The organism is Alcaligenes sp. GW821-FHT11D07, from assembly GCF_058808495.1.
Genome location: NZ_JBXART010000003.1, coordinates 336,683 through 360,544, shown reverse-complemented (window position 1 = coordinate 360,544; position 23,862 = coordinate 336,683). Strand labels below are relative to the sequence as shown.

Genomic DNA, 23,862 nt, shown 5'->3' with positions numbered 1-23,862 from the left:
ATGGGTACAACGGGGCAGGCAGGCATGAATCCGGGAGGCGCTGAAAGCGCGTCCCAAACCCGGCGTCAGGCTTTGGGGCGTTTCTTGCGCAATGCACGAGAGCGTATCCGGCCTGTGGACCTGGGTTTAGCCCCCGGAGTGCGCAGACGTACACCGGGCCTGCGCCGTGAAGAAGTCGCTCAGCTGTGTGACATCAGCACCACCTGGTACACCTGGATCGAGCAAGGGCGTGATGTCACGGTGTCACCCACCGTTTGCGCACGCCTGGCCACGGTCTTGAAGCTGGCCCGAGCTGAACGTCACTATCTGTTTGAGCTGGCTGATTGCGCGGACCCCGAGCACTGGCAAGGTGACATTCAGCCTTTACCGCAGGGCTTGAGCGCTTGCGTGGATAGCATTCAGGCTCCGGCCTATATCCTGGACCGTAGTTGGAACGTCTTGGCGCGCAACGAAGCCTTGCTGGAATTGTTTGACGGCTGGCCCGACCGTAGTGAGCAGCCTAATTTGCTACGCTATATCTTTTTGGATCAGGCCGCGCGCGATCTGGTGGTGGATTGGGAACAGCGCGCCAGCCGTGTCGTTGCTGAGTTCCGGGCCGATGTGGGCGCCCATGCCGACGAAGCAGATTTGCAGGCTTTGATTCAGGAGTTAAGCCAGCACAGCCAGGTCTTTGCTTTTTGGTGGGGGCGGCAGACAGTCGTGGAGCGGGAAGGGGGCTTGAGAGACTTTCGCCACCCCAAACTAGGCGTGCGTCGCTTTCAACAATTTACCTTTCGTCTGGCCATGCGGCCGGATTGCAAGCTGGTGATGTTGTTGGCAGATAATGAGTAGCTGAATCAGCTTTTTTATTTAATTGCAGCCTTATTATTTACCCATAAAAATATAATAGATTTATTTAAATTCTGTTTTTTCTTTCGATAAATAAATTATTAAAATTTTGAAGGTTGAAACTGAATTTTATAAGCATGCCGGTGTGTAAGTCAGGGTGTGCCTAGCGTCCAACGGAGTTGCAGCATTATCTTAGGCGCGATGGTAAGAGTGAGCCTGGAGTCATGCCGTAGCTTGAGACGAAATGGCGTGTTAGATGACTCTGATCGGCGAAGCCTGATAGAAGAGCGGCTTGCAGCAAGGACTGTCCTTGCAGGATTAGACGGCGAGCCATTTGAAGTTGGCGTTGTAGCCGGTACGCGTGGGGTGGCAATTGCGTCATTGCCTTAAAGGCTCTTAAAAATTGAAAACGGCTCAGACCTGCCTCGATGGCTAGCTCGTTTAGAGATACCGGGATTTCAGGGTGGGCATCAAGACGTGCTTTAGCCAGTGTGAGCTCTTTGGAGAGTAGTTCCGCTTGAGCAGGCCGTGTATCTCCAAGCAATGGCGTCAATATTTGATATAGCTCCTGTTCCGCGATTTCATACAGTCCGCTTGCGGGAGAGCTTGTCAGTACCGTATACAAACGACTGAAGGCTGTAACGGCGGACGGGTCATTGAGGACCGGGTGCATAAGTTCAACACCCTCGCTATGACCCATCGCGTGTGCTATTTCTGCAATCAAGCCGGGGTCTAAATACAGCATGGACCATGTGCGTGCTTTGCCTTGCACGGGCCTGCCGTCGTGAACCTCGTTAGGGTTGACGGTGATCATGTTGCCATTGATCGCGCGTACTTCTCCCCGCCCACTGGCTGAGTCTTGAGCGCCACTAGTCACGATACCGATTCCAAATTGATCATGGGTGTGTCGACCGAAAGAACGGCTGGATATGGCCTCTACCGCGATGATATCGGACCGGCCACACACCTTGGCTTTGAACTGTTTCTTGACCTCGGCTTGGGTCATTTAGCTTCCTCGTATTAGTGAGAACTTACTCCTTTGGCTAGGAGTGAGGTATACGGATGGACGTTCTTATTTTTATTATCGCATTCAAAAAATAAAATATACCAACTCAAATTTTTCTGAAACTCTCCCGCAATATCATTCAAGATTTTTTACTAACAATGTTATTAAATGCCAAGGTTATTACGTGAATTGATTTGTGTCCAAGAGGAAAAGATGTCAAATCGCACGCTTGGATATATTTTGCTTTCCTTGGCCATGATGACCGTCGGTTCGACGGTGATTGCCTCAAAGCTGATTGCAGGAAGCATGCCTCCCTTTTTAGCGACCGCCCTGCGGTTCGCGTTTGCGCTGCCCGTGCTTCTTGCTCTTGTCGCCTGGAACAGGGAACGGTGGCCAACACTCAAGGCTCGTGAATGGGGGCTTTTGTTATTGCAGGCCGGAGCCGGTAGCGTTGGCTATACGACGCTACTGATCGCCGGTTTATCCCATCTCTCTGCGGCGGATGCAGGCGTAATTATTGGCACGCTGCCTGCTGTATCGGCACTTTTTTCTGTGTTTGTCTTGGGGGAACGACCAGGGTTGCGATTGCTCATCAGTGTGTTGCTGGCCACCTTTGGCGTTATAGCGGTGGCCTGGCAAGGAGGTGGTCCCACTTCGCTCATTGGCATGGCTTATATCTTGGCTGCTGTTGTGTGCGAAAGCGCATTTATCTTGCTGAACAAACGCATACCGGTTCCATTACGGCCATTGTTGCAGGCCACCACGATGACAGCCCTTGGCTTGCTGGTGTCTTTGCCAGTCGCTTTCATGGAATTGCCGGTAGCTATGCCCAGCATGGCGGCTCTTGGAGCGGTTGTTTGGTATGCATTGATCCCGACAGTAGGTGGTTTTCTGCTGTGGTACGGCGGTGCGGCAAGGGTAAGTGGTAGCGAAGCGTCTGTATTTACGGCTGTTGCTCCTTTAACCGCGGTGACATTGGCTGCTTTGGTGTTGGGCGAGCAGATTGGCTGGGTGCAAATTGTGGGTGTGGCTACTGTAGTTTTGGCCATTTTGGTTCTGACGTTTCCGTCGCGGCTCAAACCAAGGGCAGTGTTGACTCAATAAAAATGTGGCTCGGGTTTTGGTTTATACGCCATGTCCCCGACTATGAAAGGTGTCTTACATATTATGTACTTCAATCATTCTGACGCGGTATGGGAGCGTTTCCCGAGTTTGACCGCCCTGGTTCTGGTGCTGGAAGGGGTACAGAGCGCAAAGTTGAACGCAGGTGCTTTGGATGAGACCTTTATCAAGGTAGGGCATCTGTTGGACCAGGGGCCTGAGAGTGAGCTTCCCTCTATTCAGGCATGGCGGCATGCGTATACGCAAATGGGTATGAAGCCTACGCAGTATCGATGTGCTGTCGAAGCGCTGTTACGACGCTTTCGTAAAGATCGTCATTTGCCCAGCTTCCACCCTTTAATAGATGCCCTCAATGCGGAGTCTATGTATGTCGGGATTCCGATCGCCGCGTTTGACTGCGCGCATATTTCTGGGGGCATTACGGTGCGCCCGGCTAATGGGACTGAAACGTATCGCACCTTTCAGGGCGAAATTGAGCAACCGTCTCAGGGTGAGATTGTTTTTTCCGACGATGCCAATACCGCACATTCCCGTCGGTGGGTGTTTAGGCAGGGAGCCGAGTCCGTGGTCTCCAGCGGATCCGATACGGTGCTCCTGGTCGCAGAGGCCTTACACCAGCAGGCGGGCAAGGACTTGGAGACTCTGCATGAACGTATCGCGGCTCGCTCCCAGGAGTTGGGCGTCACAATTTTGAAAGCTGCCGTGCTGACTTCATCCTTTCGACGGTTTGAGTTCAGGTCAGAGCACTGAAATCAGGGCGTTGGGCTGGCCTTTCGCGAGAATAATAAATAGGGACAACGATGACTATCTCGTCCACATTGAATGTGGACCGTTACGCGCCACTTTTTGAGCCTCTGCGTATCGGTCCTGTGGTAGCTAAGAATCGGTTTTATCAAGTGCCGCACTGTAATGGCATGAATCGGGTTCATCCAAGTGCGATGGCCCGAATGCGAGGAGTTAAGGCGGAAGGCGGTTGGGGCGTGATCTGCACAGAGCAGTGCGATATTCATTATTCCAGTTGCCACCCACGGGAACTTCGGCTCTGGGATGAGCGAGACCTTCCTATTTTAGCTAAAGCCTCTGAACAAATTCGTAGATATGGGGCTTTGGCGGGTATAGAGCTTGCGCATAATGGTTTTCATGTCACCAATCTGGAAACGCGCTCTATTCCTTTTGCTCCGTCTCTAGCGCCGACTCGTGGTGTTGCCCCCGTCATGGCAAGGGAGATGGACAAAAAAGATATTCGGGATTTTCTTCGTTGGCATCGCAATGCGGCACTCAATGCCAAAAGAGCTGGCTTCGATATTGTTTATATCTATGCAGGCCACGATATGACGCTACCAGCTCACTTTTTATCCCGGCGTCACAATCGCAGAACGGACGAGTATGGAGGCAGCCTCGAAAACAGGGTTCGTTTGTTGAAAGAGTTGCTGCTGGACACCAAAGAGGCGGTGGGTGACACATGCGCTGTTGCCTTGCGTTTTAGTGTGGATGAGCTGGCAGGCCCTGCTGGTCTCTCCTGCGAGGGTGAAGGACGTGATGTTGTGGAAATACTGGCAGATTTACCTGATTTGTGGGATGTAAATCTGAGCCCTTTTGGTAATGACGGGCAGACATCACGCTTTAGCGAGGAAGGTTTTCAGGATCGCTACATCAGCTTTGTGAAACAGGTGACGGGAAAACCAGTGGTGGGAGTTGGCCGTTATACCTCCCCCGATCATATGTTGTCTTTAATTTCGACAGGGCGATTGGATTTTATCGGTGCAGCGCGTCCCTCCATCGCCGATCCCTTTCTGCCTGAGAAGGTCAGATTAGGGGCTTTTGAAGATATCCGGGAGTGTATTGGCTGCAATATTTGTGTTGCGTCAGATAAGTTGAGCGTTCCTTTACGGTGTACACAAAACCCCACCATGGGAGAGGAGTGGCGCAGAGGCTGGCATCCAGAACTAATTGAGCCCAAAACTAGTGATCACAAAGTGCTGATAGTAGGGGCAGGGCCTGCAGGCCTGGAGGCAGCGCTTTGGTTGGGGCGTCGTGGATATGAAACGATATTGGCTGATCAAGCCCGTGATCTTGGCGGGCGTGCTTTGACTGAGTCCAGATTGCCGGGTTTGTCGGCTTGGCGCCGCGTCGCCGATTGGCGGGTAGGGCAGTTACAAAAGAACCGCCATGTCCTTGTCCTACCTGAAAACCCCATTTCCGCGAACACGGTTTTGGAAACCGACTGTGATCTGATCGCAATAGCAACCGGATCGCATTGGCGGATAGACGGTGTGGGGCGGACGCACGCAACCCCTATTGACGGGGTGGGCCGCTTGCCTGTGTTTAGTCCTGACGACGTGATGGCAGGCCATTTGCCTAGGGGACGTGTGCTCATATTTGATGATGATCATTACTACATGGCTGGTGTGATTGCAGAACTACTTGTGGCTCAAGGTTGTACTGTGGATTTTGTGACACCTGAGAGCCTTGTGTCGGCATTCACGCTTAACACGGCTGAACAGCCCAAGATTCAGAAAAAATTATTGGAGTGTTGTGAGGGCGTATACGTCTCATCTCGTTTAGAGCGAATTGAGGATGAGGGGGGTGTTATTTCTTGTGTATTCACAGGACGAGAACGCCGCATTCCTACAGATGCGGTGGTGTTGGTGACATCGCAGGTTCCTAATGACGGGTTATATCGTGAGTTGCAAACGATGCTCCAAGTATCGATGCAAATGGACAGCATACAGCGCAGAGTGCTGCGGATTGGAGATTGCTATGCGCCGGGAACTCTTGCTGCAGCGGTGTACTCCGGCCATTTGTTCGCCAGAACCCTCGATAACCGTTTGTACGATCGTCCTCCATTCCGTCGAGAAAATGTAACCCTGGATTGGGATCAGGATTATTCCCAATATGAGGAACGGCCTGGAGTTGCCTTGCACGAACGCGTGGATTTTTGTTGATAAATGCCGAGGCTCCAGTGCGAAACTCTATGACCCAGCCCCCCGTTGAATTTGATATCAAGTCGGCGATTAATCAACTCGTTTTACACAAGTGTTTGAGTCGAGACGAAATGAGCGCTTTGATGGCCTGCATTGTCTCTGGACAAGCTAGCTACGCGCAGATTGGGGCCGTTCTTACAGCCTTACGTATGCGCGGTGAGACTACGGATGAAATTGTTGGAGCCACCTTGGCTATGCGGGCTTGCATGATTAGTTTAGATGCACCTGCTGGGACTATGGACATATTAGGTACAGGTGGTGACAACTCTGGAACTTACAACATCTCCACCTGTGCAGCTTTCATTGTCGCTGGAGCAGGAGTTAGGGTGGCCAAACAAGGAAATAGGGCCTTTTCCTCCAAGTCGGGCTCAGCAGACGTGTTGCGGTCTCTAGGGGTCAATCTAGATTTGACGCCAAACTGGATAGAAGAGTGTATTTCCCAAGCAGGAATTGGATTCATGTTCGCGCCTGCGCATCATCCTGCTCTGGCACAGGTGATGCCCGTACGTATCGACCTTGGGACGCGGACTCTCTTTAATATTTTGGGGCCGTTACTCAATCCAGCCAGAGTTAGATACCACTTGGTGGGGGTCTATGCAAGGACCTTGGTACGTCCTTTGGCCCAGGCTCTGCTTGAGCTCGGGTCGGAACGAGCCGTGGTTGTGCATGGTTCTGACGGGCTGGATGAAATGACTACTACGGGGACAACCTGGGTAACGATGGCTGTCAATGGTCAGCTTCGTGATCTTGAGATTAATCCAGAAGACTTGGGCCTGATGAGAGCTCAGCCTGAGGATTTAAAGGGGGGCGATCCTCATGCTAATGCCCATGCTTTATGGTCAGTCCTCAAAGGGGAGCGGGGCCCCTATCGAGATATCGCTCTATTAAATGCGGCGGGTGCGCTGATTGCTGCTGGAAAAACGGATGACTGGCTAGAAGCAATAAGGCAGGCGCGTGTCTCTCTCGATGAAGGTAGGGCTCTTCTCTGCCTACAGCGTTTGATTGATGTCTCGAACCAGGGCAAGTCTGTTCAATCAGCCTCTTTTGTAGTGTCTGGTGATCTATGAACATTTTGAACTCGATTAAAGCCCACAAGCTTAAAACACTGGAGCAAGCCCGCCGGGAAACCCCAGTCTCTACATTTGACTCTCTGATTGCTCGCCTACCTGCACCCAGAGGGTTTCAAGCTGCGATGCAAGCTCGCATGGAGCAAGAACGGGTGGCCTTGATTGCGGAAATTAAGAGAGCAAGTCCTTCTAAAGGCCTCATTAGGAAAGGGTTTGACGTAAAGAAAATTGCCCAGGCATATCAACTAGGTGGTGCAACTTGTTTATCTGTTTTGACTGATACACATTTCTTTCAAGGGTCAGCACACGATTTATCTGTTGCAAAGTCAACGACTCACTTGCCGATCCTGCGTAAGGATTTCATTGTTGATCCGTATCAGGTCTATGAGTCCAGGGCGATGGACGCAGACTGCATTTTATTGATTCTGTCGATGATCGATGATGATTATTTGCTTACAGAGCTGATGGATACTGCTCAGCGTTTAGGGATGAGTATTTTGGTGGAGGTTCATGATGAGGCTGAGGCGGAGCGGGCCCTTTCGATGGGAGCCTGCATGATTGGTGTAAACAACCGCAATCTTGTTGATTTCTCGGTGGATCTTGAGGTCTCAGAGCGGTTATTCAAGGTGCTAAGCCCATATAGCGTAGTGATCAGTGAAAGCGGGATATCTAGCCAAGCCGAAGTGCTGCGTCTTATGGACAGTGGTATCAGGGGTTTTTTGATTGGAGAGCAATTGATGCGCGTTCCAGATCTTGAACTTGTTACCCGCTCGATTACCAGTTTGTAGCAGAGTTGTCTGCCCAGCTTTTCTTTTACTGTGAGAGGAACACTATGTCTGTTTATGAGATCGCGGAGCAAGAGGTGCCATGTGTGGATGTGCATTATTTAGAGGGACATTGGATTTCTACCGTCAATCTTGCCAATGTTTGTGCTCATTCTGGTACCCCCGTTTTTGTATATAGCGAGAGCCAGGTTCTTAAAAACTTCCGCCGTATCAAATCAGCCTATCGTGCGGCAGGGTTGGAGGGCCGGGTCTCCCTTTATATTCCTTTTTTCCCTAATGCGAATCCTCATGTAATGAAGCCTTTGCATGACGATGGCGCCGGTATCTTGCTTCAAATGCCCAATGAATATGAGCTATTGACTCAGTATGGCTTCGATCGCTTCATTATTTCTCCGGGCCATGTTTCAAATCAGGAGCTCAGCTACTGGAACGCGAAAGAGCATTTGGTTTTTTTGGCTAGTCTAGATGAAATCGCTTTCGCGATTGAGCAAAATGCGCCCACGATTAGTGCTCGTATCGATAGTCTCAGGTCTGATAAACCAGGGGTCAAAGTGGAGCAGTTGGGGCAGTTGGCTCAGATGCTAGAGGCAAAGGGGCGGACATTGGAGTGCTTTGAGGTTTATTGCGGTAGTGGAAACTCGCTCCAAGATATGATCGATATTGTAAAAGAAATTTTTCAGATGTTTGTGACGCACTTCCCGTCTGCCAAATCAATAAACTTTGCGGGCGGCCATGGTTTTAACTACGACTTGTGGGACGAGTGTGAGAAGCATTTTGACTGGGACACCTATTTTCTAGCCATACGCGACTTAGCCATCGAAATGAACCTACCTGAGACTGTTCAGTTTCTTTTTGAGCCTGCTCGGGATGTCTTAGCTGACTCAGGTGTTTTGGTGTCAAGCGTGAAACGAGATATCGTACGCCACTCAAATGGTCATATTGTGGTTACAGATAGCTCACGTATGTTGATGCCATCAGCCCAGTTACGTAATCGTCCTCATAATACGGTTTTTTTGGACTCTAACTTCCAAGAAATTGCCGACTATAAGGATGCTGGGAAGGCGAAGATACGAGGACGCACCTTGCTCCGTAATGATTACCCTATTCCAGGTGAAGTTACCGTTCCTGCCTCTGTGAAGGCAGGTGATTATCTGCTGGTGCTGGATGTGGGTGCGTACTGCGCGACACAGCATATGGAGTTTTTGAATGTCCCCCCTGCTGGCGAGGTCTTGGTCAAGCAGGACGGCCACCCTTATATGGTCACAAAACCTGGGGTTGATTCAGATAAGTGGAGAAATCTGCTGTCGCAGCCTCAATCACTTTCTTTTGCGTAGGTGTTTTGAGCATGAACCAGATCACGAATGATGTTAGTACAGCCTTTAACGATGAAAGCAATACCGTCAGTGGAAATGACCCTATTGCAATGTTCAGAGAGTGGTTGGAGATGGCACATCTCAGTGAGATCGATGATGCAAATGCCATGGCGCTTGCTACCTCGGACGCTGGGGGAATGCCTAATGTTCGTATGGTCTTGTTGAAAAAACTTGATCGCCAAGGACTGGTTTTTTACTCCAACACACAGTCTCAGAAGGGGGAGGAGTTAACTGGCAATATGCAGGCGGCAGGTGTCTTGCATTGGAAGTCCTTGCATAGGCAAATCAGGTTTCGGGGGCCTGTTCAGTTAGTTTCGGATGCGGAGGCTGACGCTCATTTCGACGCAAGGGATCGTGCAAGTCGCATAGGTGCATGGGCAAGCCAACAGTCGCGCCCCTTACTTAAGCGAGGGGATCTGGCTAAAGCAGCGGCTGTTCAGGCGGCACGCTTCGGAGTTGGGCAAATCCCTCGGCCTCCTTATTGGACTGGCTTTCGCATCGTTCCTCTTGCTATAGAGTTTTGGATTGATAAGCCATTTAGGCTTCATGATCGGCTGGTATTCAAACGTAGTTCAGTGGATACGCAATGGGCTTCTAGCCGCATGTATCCTTGATGGCTCATCTGATTTGGAACTATGCCATTTCGATGCAGTTTGGTTGAGGCTTTGCAATGATTAGGAATGAACGCCTACTTCTTTTGCAGGGCCTCGCCATCAGTCACTGACAATCGCGCAAAAGACAAGCTGGACACCGCCGTAATCGCACCCAAAATCAAAAAGGCCCAAATCGTGTCTTGCGTTTCCACGCTGCTGGCTCCGCGCATGGCCATGCTCACGTTCAGAGTTACAGCCGCACATGCCACGCCTAGACTGATCGCCAATTGCTGAGCCATTGCGGCAAAACTGCTGGCTTGGCTCATGGCTTCAGATTCCAGGTCGGCATAGGTCAGGGCATTCACTGCTGTAAATTGCAGGGAGCGAAAAAAGCCGCCAGCGGTCAGCACGGCAATCATCACCCACAAGGGAGTGGTGGCCTGGAACAGGGCGCACAAGGCAATGAATATACCTGTCAGCCACGCGTTGACGACCAGCACCTTGCGAAAACCGTAGCGCCGGATGATGGGCGGGGCCATCAGTTTCATGCCCAAGGCACCGATGGCGCCTGTGAATGTGATCAGGCCCGCCGCCAGAGCACTCATGCCGAAGTTGGTCTGCAGCATGATCGCCAAAAGGAAAGGCGCAGCACCTAGCGAAAAGCGGCACAGATTGCCGCCCAGGACAGAAATGGCAAAGGTTTTGGTGCGCAGCAAAGACAGGTCAATAATGGGATAGACCACCTGGCGGGCATGCCATACATACCACAGGCCGGCGATGACACCGGATAAGGTCAGCCAGCCTAAGGTTGACCAGCTAAGTGTGCCGTGGCCTACGTTCTCAAAACTGGTAACTAAAGTAGCCAGACAAATCGCGCTTAGCAGAAAGCCCAGCCAATCCAGCGGAGGGCGTGTGCTGGGATAGTCCTCGCGGATGTAGCGCAGCACCAGGGCGATGCCCAGAATGCCCACGGGAATGTTGATCAGGAAAATCCAGTGCCAACTGGCGTAAGTGACTAAAAAACCACCTACGGGCGGGCCGATGATGGGGCCCAGCAAAGCGGGCAGTGTCAGCACTGCCATCGCGCTTAAAAGCTGATCTTTGGGGACCCGCCGCAGTAAGATAATGCGGCCCACGGGCACCATCATGGCCCCGGCCATGCCTTGTATTACCCGCGCTATCACCAGTTGTGGCAGGGTCTGAGACAGGGCACATGCAACAGAACTGGCGGTAAAGAGTAGAATGGCGGCCAGGAACACCTTGCGCGCGCCAAAACGGTCTGCAGCCCATCCACTGATAGGAACGAAGACGGCCACTGCCAGCAAATAGCTGGTAATGACGGTATTCATGCGTATGACGCTGGTATCCAGTGACATCGCCATCGTGGGCAGGGCAGTGGCAACCACGGTAGAGTCCAGCATTTGCATGAACAATGCACACCCTACGATGTAGGGAATAATGCGTATGGCTCGACGCTCTTGAGGGGACAGGGTCGCCGTAGTGGCGGCTTGGGTCTGTTCAGATGCCATGCGGCGAACTCTCTGGTGTGCGGTGCAGTAAACTCAAACTTTTCTGTTATCCAATTTATTTAGGCGTACAGGTATTATGGCAAAGAATTTCGAATCCGAAATTACCCAGTTTCTTAAACAGTATAAAGATCAGAATGCAGATACCGAGGCACGGCAGCGCGAAGGCCGCTATCGCCTGTGGGACAAGCAGATCGATCAGGAACTGCAAGACGGTTACAAGGCTGCTCGTACGCCTCAAAAACCTTACGTGTACTACGAAAACAACTAAATCTGTGCACCTGAGCCTGTGAGTGAGATCGCACAGCCGCCTGTCGTAGAGGCGCCCGATCCTCAACCCGAGGATGTGCGGGCGCGTCTTTATGGCGAGCCTTTGTTTGCGATCCCTCAGGATCTGTATATTCCGCCCGATGCCCTGGAAGTTTTTCTGGATGCCTTTGAAGGCCCGCTGGATTTATTGCTGTACCTGATCCGAAAGCAAAACTTCAATGTCCTGGACATTCCGATGGCCCAGGTTACAGGGCAGTATCTGGCGTATGTGGAACAGATCCGTACCAGCAATCTGGAGCTGGCAGGCGAGTATTTGCTGATGGCCGCACTGCTGATCGAGATCAAGTCTCGTATGCTCTTGCCGGTGCGTCGTGCAGATACAGGCGAGGAGGTTGACGATCCACGTGCCGAGTTGGTGCGCCGTCTGCTGGAGTACGAGCGCATGAAGGAAGGTGCGCGTCGTCTGGACGAACTGCCCTTGCAGGGACGCGATTACCTGCTGGCCAATGCTCAGGCTGAATTAGTGATCGAAGCTATCCCGCCCGAGGTCAACGCAGATGACTTGCGTCAGGCCTGGTTGGGAATTTTGAGGCGGGCCAAGTTAAATGCCAGCCACAAGATTACGCGCGAGCAGTTGTCGGTACGCGATCACATGAGCCAGATTTTGCGGCGTTTGCAAAATGTGCGCTTTATGGAGTTCACGGAGTTGTTCAGTGAACGGCTGGATCACGGTGATCCGGCGGCGGTGCTTGTCGTGCATTTTCTGGCGATGCTGGAATTGGCACGAGAGTCACTGCTTGAAATTACTCAGGCCGAGCCCTACGCTCCTATTTATCTACGCCTGACTTATATTCGAGCGCAGGCCGATGGGCCTGATCTTATTCCGTAGCGGAGAATTTTTTGAAAGTCGTCCATAACATCCAAGAACTGCGCGATCAGCTCCAAGGCCAGACACGCGTGGCATTTGTACCTACTATGGGGAATTTGCATCGAGCCCACCTGGACTTGATGAAAATGGCTCGCCAGCATGGCGATCCGGTGGTAGCCAGTATTTTTGTGAATCGTTTGCAGTTCGGGCCTAACGAGGACTTTGATCGTTACCCGCGCACCTTGCAGGACGACGCACAGAAGATGGAACAAGAGCGTGACGTGTATGTCTTGTTTGCTCCTTCCGAGCGCGAGATGTACCCAGAGCCGCAGAATTTCCGTGTCAGCCCGCCCGATCACCTGGGCCGTATTCTGGAAGGTCACTTCCGCCCGGATTTCTTTGAGGGCGTGTGTACGGTTGTGCTCAAGCTGTTTTCCTGTGTGCAACCACGAGTGGCCGTGTTCGGGAAAAAGGACTATCAGCAACTGATGGTGGTGCGTCAAATGGTGCGCCAGTTTCAGCTGCCAGTAGAAGTTCTGGCTCATGAGACAGTGCGGGAAGCCGATGGCTTGGCCATGTCTTCGCGGAATCGCTACTTGAGCCCTGAAGAGCGTGCTCAGGCACCGCAGATTTACTATGCCCTGCAAGAGATGAACGAACGCTTGCAACAAGGTCAGAGCCGCGAGGAAATCGAGGCATACGCGACCAAGAAGATGACGGATCTGGGCTGGAAAGTGGACTATATGGCTTTGCGCCGTCAGTCTGATTTACTGGAGCCCACAGAGGAGCAGGTTCAGGCTGGAGAGCCGCTGGTGGCCCTGGCAGCCGCTAAATTGGGTGCGACCCGTTTGATCGATAACCTGGAAATGGTTAAAGCCTGATTTTCTGGTGAGCATGCGTGAAAAAAGCACAGTTTTTACTGTGCTTTTTTTATGCCTACAGATCAGCGTGAATAGTGGGTGCAGGGAGGAGTGCGCCGTGCCTGCTAAGGCATTCTTTGCAGATGATCACGCGGGTAGTTCAGACTTCAGCTGTAGCCCTGCGATCTAGGTATGAGGTTTTTGACATAGGCTAAGGCTGATTTCAAATATTAAAAACCAGTTCTTCGGATGATCAATAAGCGCATGAAAATAGCCGTTTATCAGCATTCCAAAAAGAGGCTATCTATATTAGTCCCGTGACAAAAACATCCTGCCTAAGTTAACAGTCGCGCATTCCCTGCCTAAAATGACAAACTCTGTCTATGGTTAACTCTTCACATCGCAGGCGGCCTGTTCGCCTGGTACAGATATACGAGACTGACATGGTATTGAATGGTCACCTTCCCGCCTCTGTGCTTTTTGAAAGCCTAACCCCGCGTGAGCGCGACGTGCTGTCCTACATCGCTATTGGGAAAGCGAACAAGGTTATCGCGGCTGAATTGGAGATTTCCCAGCGTACGGTGGAGGCGCACCGGGCACGTGTATTTCAGAAACTACGCGTACGCAATGCGGTTGAACTGACTCGCTTTGTGTTCAGCGAGCCAGGTTTGCGGGATGTGCTGCCGCCCATTTTGGTGGGCGGGCTGCCTTAGCCTAGCGGCAAGCCGGCATGGGCTGGCTGTCCAGCTCACTGACAGGGTCAATGTCGGCTTGACGTGTCAGGTGGCTCTCCAGCGTGGGGCGCTGCTGGTTAAAGGAGTGAATACGCAAAACATTGTTGTTCACAAAGCTCAGGTCAGCAAGTGTCGAATCGTTGCTGGCCAATAAAGCGATGCGGGTGGGTTGGGTGCCGATAGGAACCCAGCAGCCACTCATGCGATGCTCTTCACCTGTGCCCAAGGGGCTGGCGCGCAAACGCCATTGACCCGCCGGGGCCAGCGTGACGCTGATTTTGTAGGGCTCACAAGCACCGCCTTGGGGCGGGCAGGACAAGGTGCCCAGGAAAGTCTTGGGCTCTGCCAGTTCTGCCACGCTGCGATCAGCCTGGGCGGCGGCTTGGTCGGCGCGCGCTGGTGTCAGCGGGTGCAGGCCTTCCTTGTTGCCAAAGCCTAGATTGATTTGCGAAGGGGCGCGGGTGGTACCGCTGCCTTGTGCTTGGCGCAGAGCATCTTTTTGGGTGGAGTCACGGCCCTCGTTGGGGGCTTGCTGTACGGGGGCCTGGGCACAAGCTGCCAGCAAAACGACCGAAAGCAGAGTAAGAGAGCGCAAAGGGGAAATCTTGGTGAAAGACATGGCGGGCTTCCGTGGACAGTGATAGCTGAATTCTACGCTAGACAGAGGGTGGCCGGACAGTATCAGGTCTATCCCAGGGTAGGAGGATTGGCGCGGGTACGTTACAGTTTTGTTTTTTATCAGTGGATTGCGCATGCTGACGATTGGGCTGACGGGTGGAATTGGGTCGGGCAAAAGTAAGGTGGCCGATTTTTTCGCCTCCTGGGGGGCGGCCGTGGTGGACACGGATGTAATCGCTCATGAATTGACGGCACCCGGTGGTCTGGCGATCGAGCCTATACGCCAGGAGTTTGGAGCTGATGCTTTGGCGCCTGATGGCTCCATGGACAGGGACTGGATGCGTACCTGTGTGTTTGAAGATCCCAAGGCTCGCCATCGTCTGGAAGCGATCATTCATCCCCTGATTTGGACCGTAACAAAAGCACAGACCTTGAAAGCGCAAGGATGTTATCTTGTTGTGGTTGTACCCTTGCTGGTGGAGTCAGGACGATGGCGCGACCGCGTTGACCGCATTTGCGTTGTGGATTGTGATGAAGCGACCCAGATTGCGCGTGTTCAACAGCGTAACGGGCTGGCAGTGGCCACAATTGAACGTATTATGGCCGCGCAGGCCCAACGTCAGCAGCGCCTGGCGGTAGCGGACGATATTGTTCTGAACGATGGACAGACCACTTTGCCCTTGTTGGAAGAACGAGCGCGGCTCGTGCACCAGAACTGGTGTGCCTTGACCGCCTGACAGCGCGACGTGTTTGACCCCCAGCCGACAAATAAAGGTTTTTAAACGCGTGACTCTATACGAATACCCATGCAATGAGCGTGTCCGGGCTTTACTGAGAGTCGAATACTTGTTCGATAGGCTGTTCCATTTTTCAGCCAACCAGGATGCGTACTCGCATCAGATTGCTGTAGCGACCTTATTTGATCTGCTGGACATCGCGGATCGTACCGATTTGCGTTCTGCTGTTTTGCAGGACCTGGAGCGCCAGCGCGTGGCATTGGCCGCGCTGCGCGAGCACCCCGGTGTGCAGTTACAGGCGCTGGACAAAATGATTGACCAGATTGTCCAGGCCGCTGCGGACTTGTCTGCCCAGGGGCGGGTAGGACAGGGTTTGCGGGAAAACGAGTGGCTGGCCAGTTTGCGCGGCCGCGTGGCCGTGCCGGGCGGCACCTCTCAAGTGGATATGCCTTCTTATTACTCCTGGCAGCAACGGCCCGACACCGAACGTGTTCAGGATTTGCGTCGTTGGTCCGAGTCTTTCTTGCCTTTGTATCAGGGGCTGGCATTGATTTTGCGTTTGCTGCGTCAGTCTGGCGACTCAGCCGATCAAGTCGCTCGCGATGGTTCCTATCAGGAAATGCTGGCAGGCAAAACCTTCCAGTTGCTGCGTGTGTGGGTGGATGCCGGTGCATGCATTTATCCGGAAATGAGCGCGAACCGCTACGTAATCTGGATACGCTTTGTGCAGCAAGACAATCAATTGAAACCGCAGGCCGTGACCGTAGATATTCCCTTTCGGCTGGCACGTTGTAACTTCGGCTGAAAACGCTGTTCATATAAGGTTCAGACAGGCGCTTTTATACTTGCTGAGCCAGCTTGGTCTAGCGTGTGCTGCTAATTTGCCAGCCCATGCATTTCTTTATCGTTTGATGCCATCAGCCACCTCATTTTGCTTGCATAATGCGTGGCACGGTCGCGATAGGTAGTGCTTAAACGCTTCTTTAGACCTTGTATAGAGACAATCAAGTTTTAGCCGGGGAGTATTCATGTCGGAGTTGAACGCAGGCAGGGGTCGGCGGTCCCGATCTTTCTATGTCTGGGTGATAGTAGGGCTGCTGCTGACAGCAGGCCTTGTTTATTACGCCCTGTCTAGCTCCTCTCAGTCTGTCAGCCCGATGCGCGGGCCACGCGGCATGATGGGTTCTACTAAAGTACCGGTCCAGGTAGCCACGGTGCAACACGGTTTGATCGATCAAACCCTGAATGCCATTGCCACTGTTAAGCCCCTGCAGACGGTGGCCATTCGTGGTGAAGTCGATGGCGTTTTGCAGCGCATCTACTTCAAGGATGGGCAACGCGTCAAAGCGGGTGATTTGCTGGCCGAGATTGATCCGCGTACCTATCAGGTGCAGCTGGATCAAGCGCGTGGGCAACTGGCTCAAAATCAGGCACAACTGAAAGGTGCGCAGCAAGAGCTGCAGCGTCACCGTGTGCTGTTCCAGCAAAACTCCATTGCCCGTCAGGCTTTGGAAACCAAGGAAACCGCTGTGCAGCAGTTGCAGGCACAGATCAAATCCAATCAGGCAGAAGTCGCTCGGGCTCAGGTGCAGCTGGATCGTACACGCATCACCGCACCGCTGGACGGGCGGCTGGGCTTGCGCAAGCTGGACCAGGGCAACCTGGTGTCGGCAGGCAATACGGACGGCATTGTGATCCTTACCCAGATCGATCCTATTGCTGCCGAATTCTCCTTGCCGCAAAACCAGCTCAGTAGCTTGCTGGAAGCCATGAAGCAAAACGAGGGTTCGCTACGGGTGTCCCTGATTGACAGCAAAGGCCAGCTTTTGTCTGACAAAGGCCGTTTGCAAGCCCTGGATAATCAGATTGATATCAATACCGGCACGTTGAAAGTGAAAGCTGAGTTCGATAATGCGGACGAAACTTTGTTTGCCAATCAGTTTGTGAATTCACGCGTGTTCTTGGGGCAGGAAAAAGGGTTGTTGATCCCATCGCATGCGGTACAGCGCGGTTCGGTAGGCACCTACGTGTACACGCTGGATGCCGAGAACAAGGTGCATATTCAGGTTGTGGAGCTGGGTACGGCCACCTTGGAATTGACGCTGATTAAAACGGGCCTGAAAGAGGGCGATCGTGTTGTGGTTGAAGGCACTGACCGTTTGCGTGAAGGCTCGGAAGTCGAGGTGATGCAGCAGGACGGTCAGGCCCAGGAAAAACAGGCCCAGCCAGATGCTGCCAAACCGGAGCAGAGCAAGCGCGCGGGTGAGGGTCGCCGTCCACGTCCTGCAAGCGAGTAAGCCGTGAGCATGTCCCGCCTTTTCATTCTGCGCCCGGTGGCTACCACCCTGGCGATGGTAGCCTTGCTGGTGTCCGGTTTGCTGGCTTACCGCATGTTGCCGGTCGCTGCTTTGCCGCAGGTGGACTATCCCACCATTCAGGTTGTCACCTTGTATCCGGGGGCCAGCCCGGATGTGGTGGCTGCCTTGATTACCTCGCCGCTGGAGCGGCGCTTTGGCAGTATGTCGGGGCTGTCACAGATGATTTCGTCCAGTTCGGGTGGGGCATCGCGTATCACGCTGCAGTTTGATCTGGGTTTGCCGCTGGATGTGGCCGAGCAAGAAGTGCAGGCGGCTATTAACGCGGCCTCCACGATGCTGCCCAATGATTTGCCCGCACCGCCTATCTATAACAAGGTCAATCCGGCCGACACGCCGGTGATCTCGCTGGCTGTCACTTCCCCCAATATGCCTTTGCACGAGGTGCGCGACTTGATTGACGTGCGCGTGGCGCAAAAGTTGTCTCAAGTCACGGGTGTGGGTCTGGTCAGTATTGCGGGGGGGCAAGAGCCTGCCGTGCGCATTCAGGCTGACCCCAATGCGCTGGCGGTGCGTAATCTGACCTTAAGCCACGTACGTCAGGCAGTGGTTGCGGCCAACGTGAATCAGCCCAAGGGGAATTTGGACGGGCCGCAGCGCTCCACCAGCATCAGTGCCAATGAGCAACTGAAGTCGGTGCAAGATTACGAAAACCTGATCGTCAGCTACAAAGATGGCGCCGCCGTGCGCCTGGGCGAATTGGCCAAGGTTGTGCGGGATGCGCAGGATGTGCGCCAAGCCGCCTGGATGGGGACCGTACCGGCGATCCTGCTCAATATTCAGCGTCAGCCCGGCGCTAACGTGATTGATGTCGTGGACCAGATTCAAAGTCTGCTCCCAGAAATTCGCCGATCCCTGCCGGTGGGCGTGGATGTGGCAGTTGCCACAGACCGGACCCAGACTATCCGTGATTCGGTCAGCCACGTGCAAAAGGAAATGACGCTGGCCATTGTGCTGGTGGTGCTGGTGACCTTTGTGTTCCTGCGTACCTGGACAGCCACACTGATTCCAAGCGTAGTGGTGCCTATTTCCTTGATCGCCACCTTTGCCATCATGCTGATGTGGGGTTTCAGCATTAATAACCTGACGTTGATGGCCTTGACGGTGGCAACCGGCTTTGTGGTTGACGATGCGATTGTGATGATTGAAAACATCGCTCGCTACATCGAGAAAGGCGAGACGGCCTTGCAGGCTTCCCTGAAAGGGGCGGCGCAAATTGGCTTTACGCTTTTGTCGCTGACCATCTCTCTGATTGCTGTGCTGATTCCGCTGCTGTTCATGAGCGATGTCATTGGCCGCCTGTTCCGCGAATTTGCCATCACGCTGGCAGTGGCGATTTTGCTTTCCTTGTTTATCTCGCTGACGCTCACCCCCATGATGTGCGCGCGTATGCTCAAGCCCGAGAACGAGCGCCAGTATGGCCGCTTCACCACCTGGTTGGGCGATCAGATGGACCGCATCATTGCCGCTTATGATCGCGGCCTGATCGTGGTGCTGCGCCACCAGACGCTGACCTTGTGGGTGGCGCTGGGCACCGTGGTGCTGACCGGCCTGTTGTACGTGATAGTCCCCAAAGGCTTTTTCCCGCAGCAAGATACCGGCTTGATTCAGGTAATTACTCAAGGTCCGCAGACAGCTTCGTTTCGGGCGATGGGAAATCTGCAGCAACAGGCTGTGGCCATTGTGCTGGAAGATCCTGATGTCGAAACCGTTACCTCTTTTATTGGCGTCGATGGCACCAATGCCACCTTGAATAATGGCCGCCTGCAGATAGCGCTGAAGCCCATCGGTTCCCGTGCGACGGCCAAAGAAATCATGGACCGGCTGGATGAACGGCTGAAAGAGATTCCCAGCCTGTCGGTCTATCAGCAGTCCATTCAAGAGCTGACGGTGGACGATCAGATCAGCCGCAATGTGTACCAGATGGCCTTGTCCGATCCTGAGACCGATGTGTTGGTGACCTGGATGCCGCGTTGGCTGGAAGCGGTAAACGCCTTGCCGCAGATAAAAGAAGCGTCCATGAGCCTGCAAAACGATGGCTTGCAAGTGCTGCTGGATATTGACCGTGATGCCGCTGCCCGTGTGGGCGTCACCAAAGCCAATATCGACGATGCTCTTTACGATGCGTTTGGCCAGCGTTTGATCTCCACTATTTACACGCAGTCTGCGCAGTACCGTGTAGTGCTGGAAGTACAAGATCAGTACCGCCAAGGTCCGCAGGATCTGGAAAATATCCATGTGATGACTGCGGCTGGAACGCCGGTGCCCATTACGTCTTTGGCGCGTATCCAACTGGTGCCTACCACCTTGTCGGTGGAGCGACTTGGGCAGTTTCCTTCAGTGAATGTGTCTTTTGACTTGGCAGACGGTTATTCCTTGTCCGATGCTATCGAAGCGATTGAAACCGTGCCGGCTGAGATAGGGATGCCCTCGTCGGTGGATACGCGTTATTTGGGGGCAGCCAAAGCGTTTCATGCTTCTTTGTCCAGCACTCTGTGGCTGATGCTGGCCGCGATCGTGACCATGTACATCGTGCTGGGCGTGCTGTACGAGAGCTATATCCACCCCATCACTATCTTGTCGACCTTGCCATCGGCTGCCATTGGGGCCTTGGTGGCCTTGCTGCTGGCCGGAAGGGACCTGGATATGGTGGGTGTCATCGGCATCATCTTGTTGATTGGCATTGTGAAAAAGAACGCCATCATGATGATCGACTTCGCGCTGGAAGCGCAGCGAGAACAGGGCATGAGCCCGCGCGATGCTATCCATCAAGCGGCCCTGCTGCGATTCCGTCCGATTTTGATGACCACCTTGGCGGCGCTGTTCAGTGCCATACCGCTGATGCTGGCTACAGGTTCCGGTGCCGAGCTGCGCCAGCCCCTGGGCTTGGTAATGGTGGGCGGCCTGCTGGCCAGTCAGGTGCTGACTTTGTTCACCACGCCGGTCATCTACCTGTTCTTTGATCGCTTCACCCGTCGTGGTAACCCGTCGGTGCGCGAGCAGTCATGAGACGTTTGTTAGCGCTGTTCATCTTCCGGCCAGTGGGCTCCAGCCTGCTGGCGCTGGCCATGGTTCTGGTAGGGGCCTTGGCGCTGCGGCTTTTGCCTGTCGCCTCTTTGCCGGAAATGGACTTTCCGGTGATTGCGATCTCGGCCAATTTGCCCGGTGCCAGCCCTGAAACGATGGCCTCCAGCGTGGCCACGCCTTTGGAACAGGCTTTGGGTTCAATTGCCGGTGTGTCGGAGATGAGCTCGCGCAGTAGCGAAGGCTCTTCTCAAATCATGCTGGTTTTTGAGTTGGACCGGGATATTGAAGGGGCGGCGCGTGATGTGCAGGCGGCCATCAATCAAGCCCGGCCCATGTTGCCTTCGGGCATGTCCAGTGTGCCTACCTATGAAAAGGTAAACCCGTCCTCCATGCCCATCATGGTGCTGGCGCTGACCTCGCAAACGGCGAATAAGGCCCAGTTATTTGATATGGCCAGCGGCATTGTGCAGCAAAAACTGGCACAGATTCCCGGTGTCGGGTCGGTGGATGTGGGTGGTGGTTCTTTACCGGCGGTGCGAGTGGGGCTGAATCCCAAAGCCTTAGCATCGGCCGGCATTGCTCTGGATGATGTGCGCTCGGTAATTAATAACGCCAATAGCTTGCGGCCTAACGGTTATCTGGAAAGTGAGCAGGGGCAGTGGCAGATCAATTCGGGCAAGCAATATAACCAGGCCCGTTTTTTTGATCCTTTGGTGCTCAAGAACCAGAACGGGCAGGTGATCCGTTTGGGGGATGTGGCCAAAGTTGAAGACTCGGTAGAGAACATCCACAGCCTGGGCTATTGGAATGATCAGGAAGCGGTACTGCTGATTGTGCGCCGTCAGGCGGGTGCCAACATTATCGAAACGGTTAACACCATACGAGAGCGCCTGCCCGATATTGAAGAAATGCTGCCTAGCCAGGCGCAATTGACGGTGGCACAGGACCGCACCCCCAGCATTCGCGCCACCTTGGAAGAAGCCCAGCTGACCTTGATCATTGCGGTGGCCTTGGTGGTTCTGGTGGTCTTGCTGTTCTTGCGTAATTGGCGAGCGGCCCTGATTCCGGCCATTGCTGTGCCTGCTTCACTGATCAGCACGTTTGCCTTCATGCATTTGTTTGGCTTTACGCTAAACACCATTTCTTTGATGGCCTTGATTGTGGCGACTGGCTTTGTAGTGGATGACGCCATTGTGGTGCTGGAGAGCATCATGCGTTATTTGGAAAAAGGCTTGTCACCGATGCGGGCGGCCTTGCGCGGCACACGCGAAGTAGGTTTTACCGTCACTGCCATGAGCCTGTCGCTGGTTGCCGTATTCATCCCCTTGTGGTTGATCGGCGGGCTGGCAGGGCGCTTGTTCATGGAGTTTGCCGTCACCCTGTGTACAGCTGTGCTGGTGTCGCTGGTGATCTCTTTGATGCTGACGCCCATGATGTCGGCTCGTTTGCTGCGTCCTGGTCCGCAAGAAAAAGAATCCTCGCATCCTGTCAGCCGTTTTCTGGGCTGGATTGGCCGTGTCAGCTGGGAGGGATATCGGACATCCTTGCAGTGGGCCTTGAAGCATCACCGTTTGATGCTGTTTTCCCTGTTCGCCACCATTGGGTTGAATGTTTACCTGTACACCGTGGTGCCCAAAGGGCTGTTCCCGCAGCAGGATACCGGCCAGTTAATGGGCTTTTTCCGGGTAGACAGGGGGACTTCGTTTCAGTCGATGGTGCCCAAGCTGGAACACTTCCGTGCCATCTTGAATCAGGACCCGGATATTCGTTCAGTTGCCGTGTTTGCAGGTGGGCGGAGTGGCAGTACTTCGTCTTTCATTCTGGTGGAACTCAAGCCTTTGGATGAGCGCAAGGCCAGTACGGTGGATATCGTCAATCGTCTGCGAGATCCTTTGTCGACCACGCCAGGTGCGCGCATGTTTATGGTGCCGCAGCAAGACATCCCGGTGGGTAGCGGTGGTGGGGGCCGTAGTGGTTCTTACGATTACTCCTTGTTGGGCAGCGATCTTGAGCTGCTGAAAACCTGGCTGCCCAAAGTGCAGCAAGCCATGGCGGAACTGCCGGAGCTGGTGGACGTGGATACAGGCACGGACGATAAGGCCGGTTTAGTGCAGCTGGAAATTGACCGTGACCTGGCTACCCGCCTGGGTATTGATATGTCCATGGTGGCGGGTACGCTGAACAACTCCTTTTCACAGCGTCAGGTTTCGACGATTTTTGGTCGTCTGAATCAGTATTACGTGGTGATGGAGGTGGAGCCACGCTTTGCTCAGGATCTGGAGTCCTTGAAGGAGATCGAGGTCGTCGCTCGCGATGGCACACGAGTGCCCTTGTCAGCCTTTACGCGCTTTAGTACAGGCACAGCGCCACGCAGCATTAACCATATGGGCTTGTTGGTGGCGGAATCGGTTTCCTTCAGCTTGGCGGAAGGGGTGACGCTCAGTCAGGCAACAGAGGCAATTGAGCAGGCAATGGCACGCATTCAACTGCCAACCCGTGAAATTCAGGCTGGCTTTGAAGGTAATACGGCGCAGATGCTCGATGCCTTGGCCAAGCAGCCCATGATGTTCCTGGCGGCTTTGGTCGCCCTGTATATCGTGTTGGGGATGCTGTACGAAAGCTATATGCACCCGCTTACCATCTTGTCCACCTTGCCGTCTGCCGGGATTGGCGCATTATTGGCCTTGATGATGACCAGTGGCGAATTCAACCTGATCGCCATGATTGGAGTGTTTCTCTTGATTGGTATCGTCAAGAAAAACGCCATCATGATGGTGGACTATGCCCTGCAGATGGAACGCGAACGCGGCATGGATTCACGTGAGGCGATTTATGAGGCCTGCCTGGTGCGCTTTCGTCCCATCATGATGACGACCTTGTCTGCGATTTTTGGTGCCATTCCCCTGATTATGGCTTCCGGGCCCGGAGTGGAAATGCGCCAGCCCCTGGGGGTCACCATTGTGGGTGGTTTGGTACTTAGCCAAATCCTGACCTTGTACACCACGCCGGTGGTTTATCTTTATCTGGATCGTTTGCGACACCGTTTCATGAATCGCAGAAACCGGAAAACCTTGAATACATAAGCCGAT

20 protein-coding genes are annotated in these 23,862 nt (G+C 53.5%); 17 read left to right on the top strand and 3 right to left on the bottom strand.

The features are described from left to right. The gene (locus AC1RSM_RS14670) at positions 1-831 is read left to right on the top strand and encodes a helix-turn-helix transcriptional regulator (protein ID WP_492933281.1); all 831 of its coding nucleotides are present in this window, start codon (positions 1-3) and stop codon (positions 829-831) included. A 184-nt stretch (positions 832-1,015) separates the two neighbouring features. Here AC1RSM_RS14670 and AC1RSM_RS14665 read toward each other — a convergent pair whose 3' ends face one another. Beyond that, complete coding sequence (locus tag AC1RSM_RS14665; protein WP_492933280.1) at positions 1,016-1,834, bottom strand: AraC family ligand binding domain-containing protein; 819 nt, start codon at positions 1,832-1,834, stop codon at positions 1,016-1,018. 213 nt (positions 1,835-2,047) lie between these two features. On the opposite strand from AC1RSM_RS14665, the gene AC1RSM_RS14660 reads away from it, so the two are divergent. From AC1RSM_RS14660 to pdxH, 7 genes are all read left to right on the top strand, one after another. Beyond that, the gene (locus tag AC1RSM_RS14660) at positions 2,048-2,938 is read left to right on the top strand and encodes a DMT family transporter (protein WP_492933279.1); all 891 of its coding nucleotides are present in this window, start codon (positions 2,048-2,050) and stop codon (positions 2,936-2,938) included. A gap of 63 nt (positions 2,939-3,001) precedes the next feature. Beyond that, complete coding sequence (locus AC1RSM_RS14655) at positions 3,002-3,706, top strand: B3/B4 domain-containing protein (protein WP_492933278.1); 705 nt, start codon at positions 3,002-3,004, stop codon at positions 3,704-3,706. 50 nt (positions 3,707-3,756) lie between these two features. Then, positions 3,757-5,901: an oxidoreductase gene (locus AC1RSM_RS14650; RefSeq protein ID WP_492933277.1), complete on the top strand. Its 2,145-nt coding sequence runs from the start codon at positions 3,757-3,759 to the stop codon at positions 5,899-5,901. A 29-nt stretch (positions 5,902-5,930) separates the two neighbouring features. Beyond that, positions 5,931-7,007: an anthranilate phosphoribosyltransferase gene (gene trpD, locus AC1RSM_RS14645; protein WP_492933276.1), complete on the top strand. Its 1,077-nt coding sequence runs from the start codon at positions 5,931-5,933 to the stop codon at positions 7,005-7,007. Next, positions 7,004-7,795, top strand: a complete 792-nt coding sequence (gene trpC, locus AC1RSM_RS14640; RefSeq protein WP_492933275.1) for an indole-3-glycerol phosphate synthase TrpC — start codon at positions 7,004-7,006, stop codon at positions 7,793-7,795. Before trpD ends, trpC begins: the two co-directional genes overlap by 4 nt. A gap of 44 nt (positions 7,796-7,839) precedes the next feature. Next, on the top strand, positions 7,840-9,126 hold the full coding sequence (locus AC1RSM_RS14635) for a diaminopimelate decarboxylase (protein WP_492933274.1): 1,287 nt from the start codon (positions 7,840-7,842) through the stop codon (positions 9,124-9,126). A gap of 11 nt (positions 9,127-9,137) precedes the next feature. Next, positions 9,138-9,779 carry a pyridoxamine 5'-phosphate oxidase gene (gene pdxH, locus AC1RSM_RS14630; RefSeq protein ID WP_492933273.1) on the top strand — a complete coding sequence of 214 codons (642 nt, stop codon included), beginning with the start codon at positions 9,138-9,140 and terminating at the stop codon, positions 9,777-9,779. A gap of 74 nt (positions 9,780-9,853) precedes the next feature. Here pdxH and AC1RSM_RS14625 read toward each other — a convergent pair whose 3' ends face one another. Continuing rightward, positions 9,854-11,287 carry a DHA2 family efflux MFS transporter permease subunit gene (locus AC1RSM_RS14625; protein ID WP_492933272.1) on the bottom strand — a complete coding sequence of 478 codons (1,434 nt, stop codon included), beginning with the start codon at positions 11,285-11,287 and terminating at the stop codon, positions 9,854-9,856. Positions 11,288-11,363: 76 nt separating this feature from the next. On the opposite strand from AC1RSM_RS14625, the gene AC1RSM_RS14620 reads away from it, so the two are divergent. The 4 genes from AC1RSM_RS14620 (at position 11,364) to AC1RSM_RS14605 (ending at position 13,995) form a co-directional block, all read left to right on the top strand. Continuing rightward, positions 11,364-11,555, top strand: coding sequence for a DUF3460 family protein (locus AC1RSM_RS14620; protein ID WP_042486589.1), 192 nt, complete (start codon positions 11,364-11,366; stop codon positions 11,553-11,555). Positions 11,556-11,573: 18 nt separating this feature from the next. Beyond that, positions 11,574-12,443 (top strand): segregation and condensation protein A, encoded by an 870-nt coding sequence (locus AC1RSM_RS14615; RefSeq protein WP_492933271.1) that lies wholly within the window; start codon positions 11,574-11,576, stop codon positions 12,441-12,443. Positions 12,444-12,454: 11 nt separating this feature from the next. Next, entirely contained in the window at positions 12,455-13,303 is an 849-nt protein-coding gene (gene panC, locus AC1RSM_RS14610) for a pantoate--beta-alanine ligase (RefSeq protein ID WP_492933270.1), read from the top strand. Positions 13,304-13,725: 422 nt separating this feature from the next. Beyond that, positions 13,726-13,995 (top strand): response regulator transcription factor, encoded by a 270-nt coding sequence (locus AC1RSM_RS14605; protein WP_492933269.1) that lies wholly within the window; start codon positions 13,726-13,728, stop codon positions 13,993-13,995. Position 13,996: 1 nt separating this feature from the next. Here AC1RSM_RS14605 and AC1RSM_RS14600 read toward each other — a convergent pair whose 3' ends face one another. Next, positions 13,997-14,635: a hypothetical protein gene (locus AC1RSM_RS14600; RefSeq protein WP_492933268.1), complete on the bottom strand. Its 639-nt coding sequence runs from the start codon at positions 14,633-14,635 to the stop codon at positions 13,997-13,999. A 133-nt stretch (positions 14,636-14,768) separates the two neighbouring features. On the opposite strand from AC1RSM_RS14600, the gene coaE reads away from it, so the two are divergent. The 5 genes from coaE (at position 14,769) to AC1RSM_RS14575 (ending at position 23,856) form a co-directional block, all read left to right on the top strand. Beyond that, a complete protein-coding gene (gene coaE / locus AC1RSM_RS14595; protein ID WP_492933267.1) occupies positions 14,769-15,371 on the top strand; it encodes a dephospho-CoA kinase in 603 nt (200 codons plus the stop codon). Between the two features lie 49 nt (positions 15,372-15,420). Continuing rightward, the gene (zapD, locus tag AC1RSM_RS14590) at positions 15,421-16,176 is read left to right on the top strand and encodes a cell division protein ZapD (protein ID WP_492933266.1); all 756 of its coding nucleotides are present in this window, start codon (positions 15,421-15,423) and stop codon (positions 16,174-16,176) included. A 370-nt stretch (positions 16,177-16,546) separates the two neighbouring features. Then, complete coding sequence (locus tag AC1RSM_RS14585; RefSeq protein ID WP_492933265.1) at positions 16,547-17,668, top strand: efflux RND transporter periplasmic adaptor subunit; 1,122 nt, start codon at positions 16,547-16,549, stop codon at positions 17,666-17,668. A gap of 3 nt (positions 17,669-17,671) precedes the next feature. Further along, positions 17,672-20,755, top strand: coding sequence for a multidrug efflux RND transporter permease subunit (locus tag AC1RSM_RS14580; RefSeq protein WP_492933264.1), 3,084 nt, complete (start codon positions 17,672-17,674; stop codon positions 20,753-20,755). Beyond that, on the top strand, positions 20,752-23,856 hold the full coding sequence (locus AC1RSM_RS14575; protein WP_492933263.1) for an efflux RND transporter permease subunit: 3,105 nt from the start codon (positions 20,752-20,754) through the stop codon (positions 23,854-23,856). The genes AC1RSM_RS14580 and AC1RSM_RS14575 overlap by 4 nt, the downstream gene beginning before the upstream one ends. Positions 23,857-23,862: the final 6 nt, after the last annotated feature.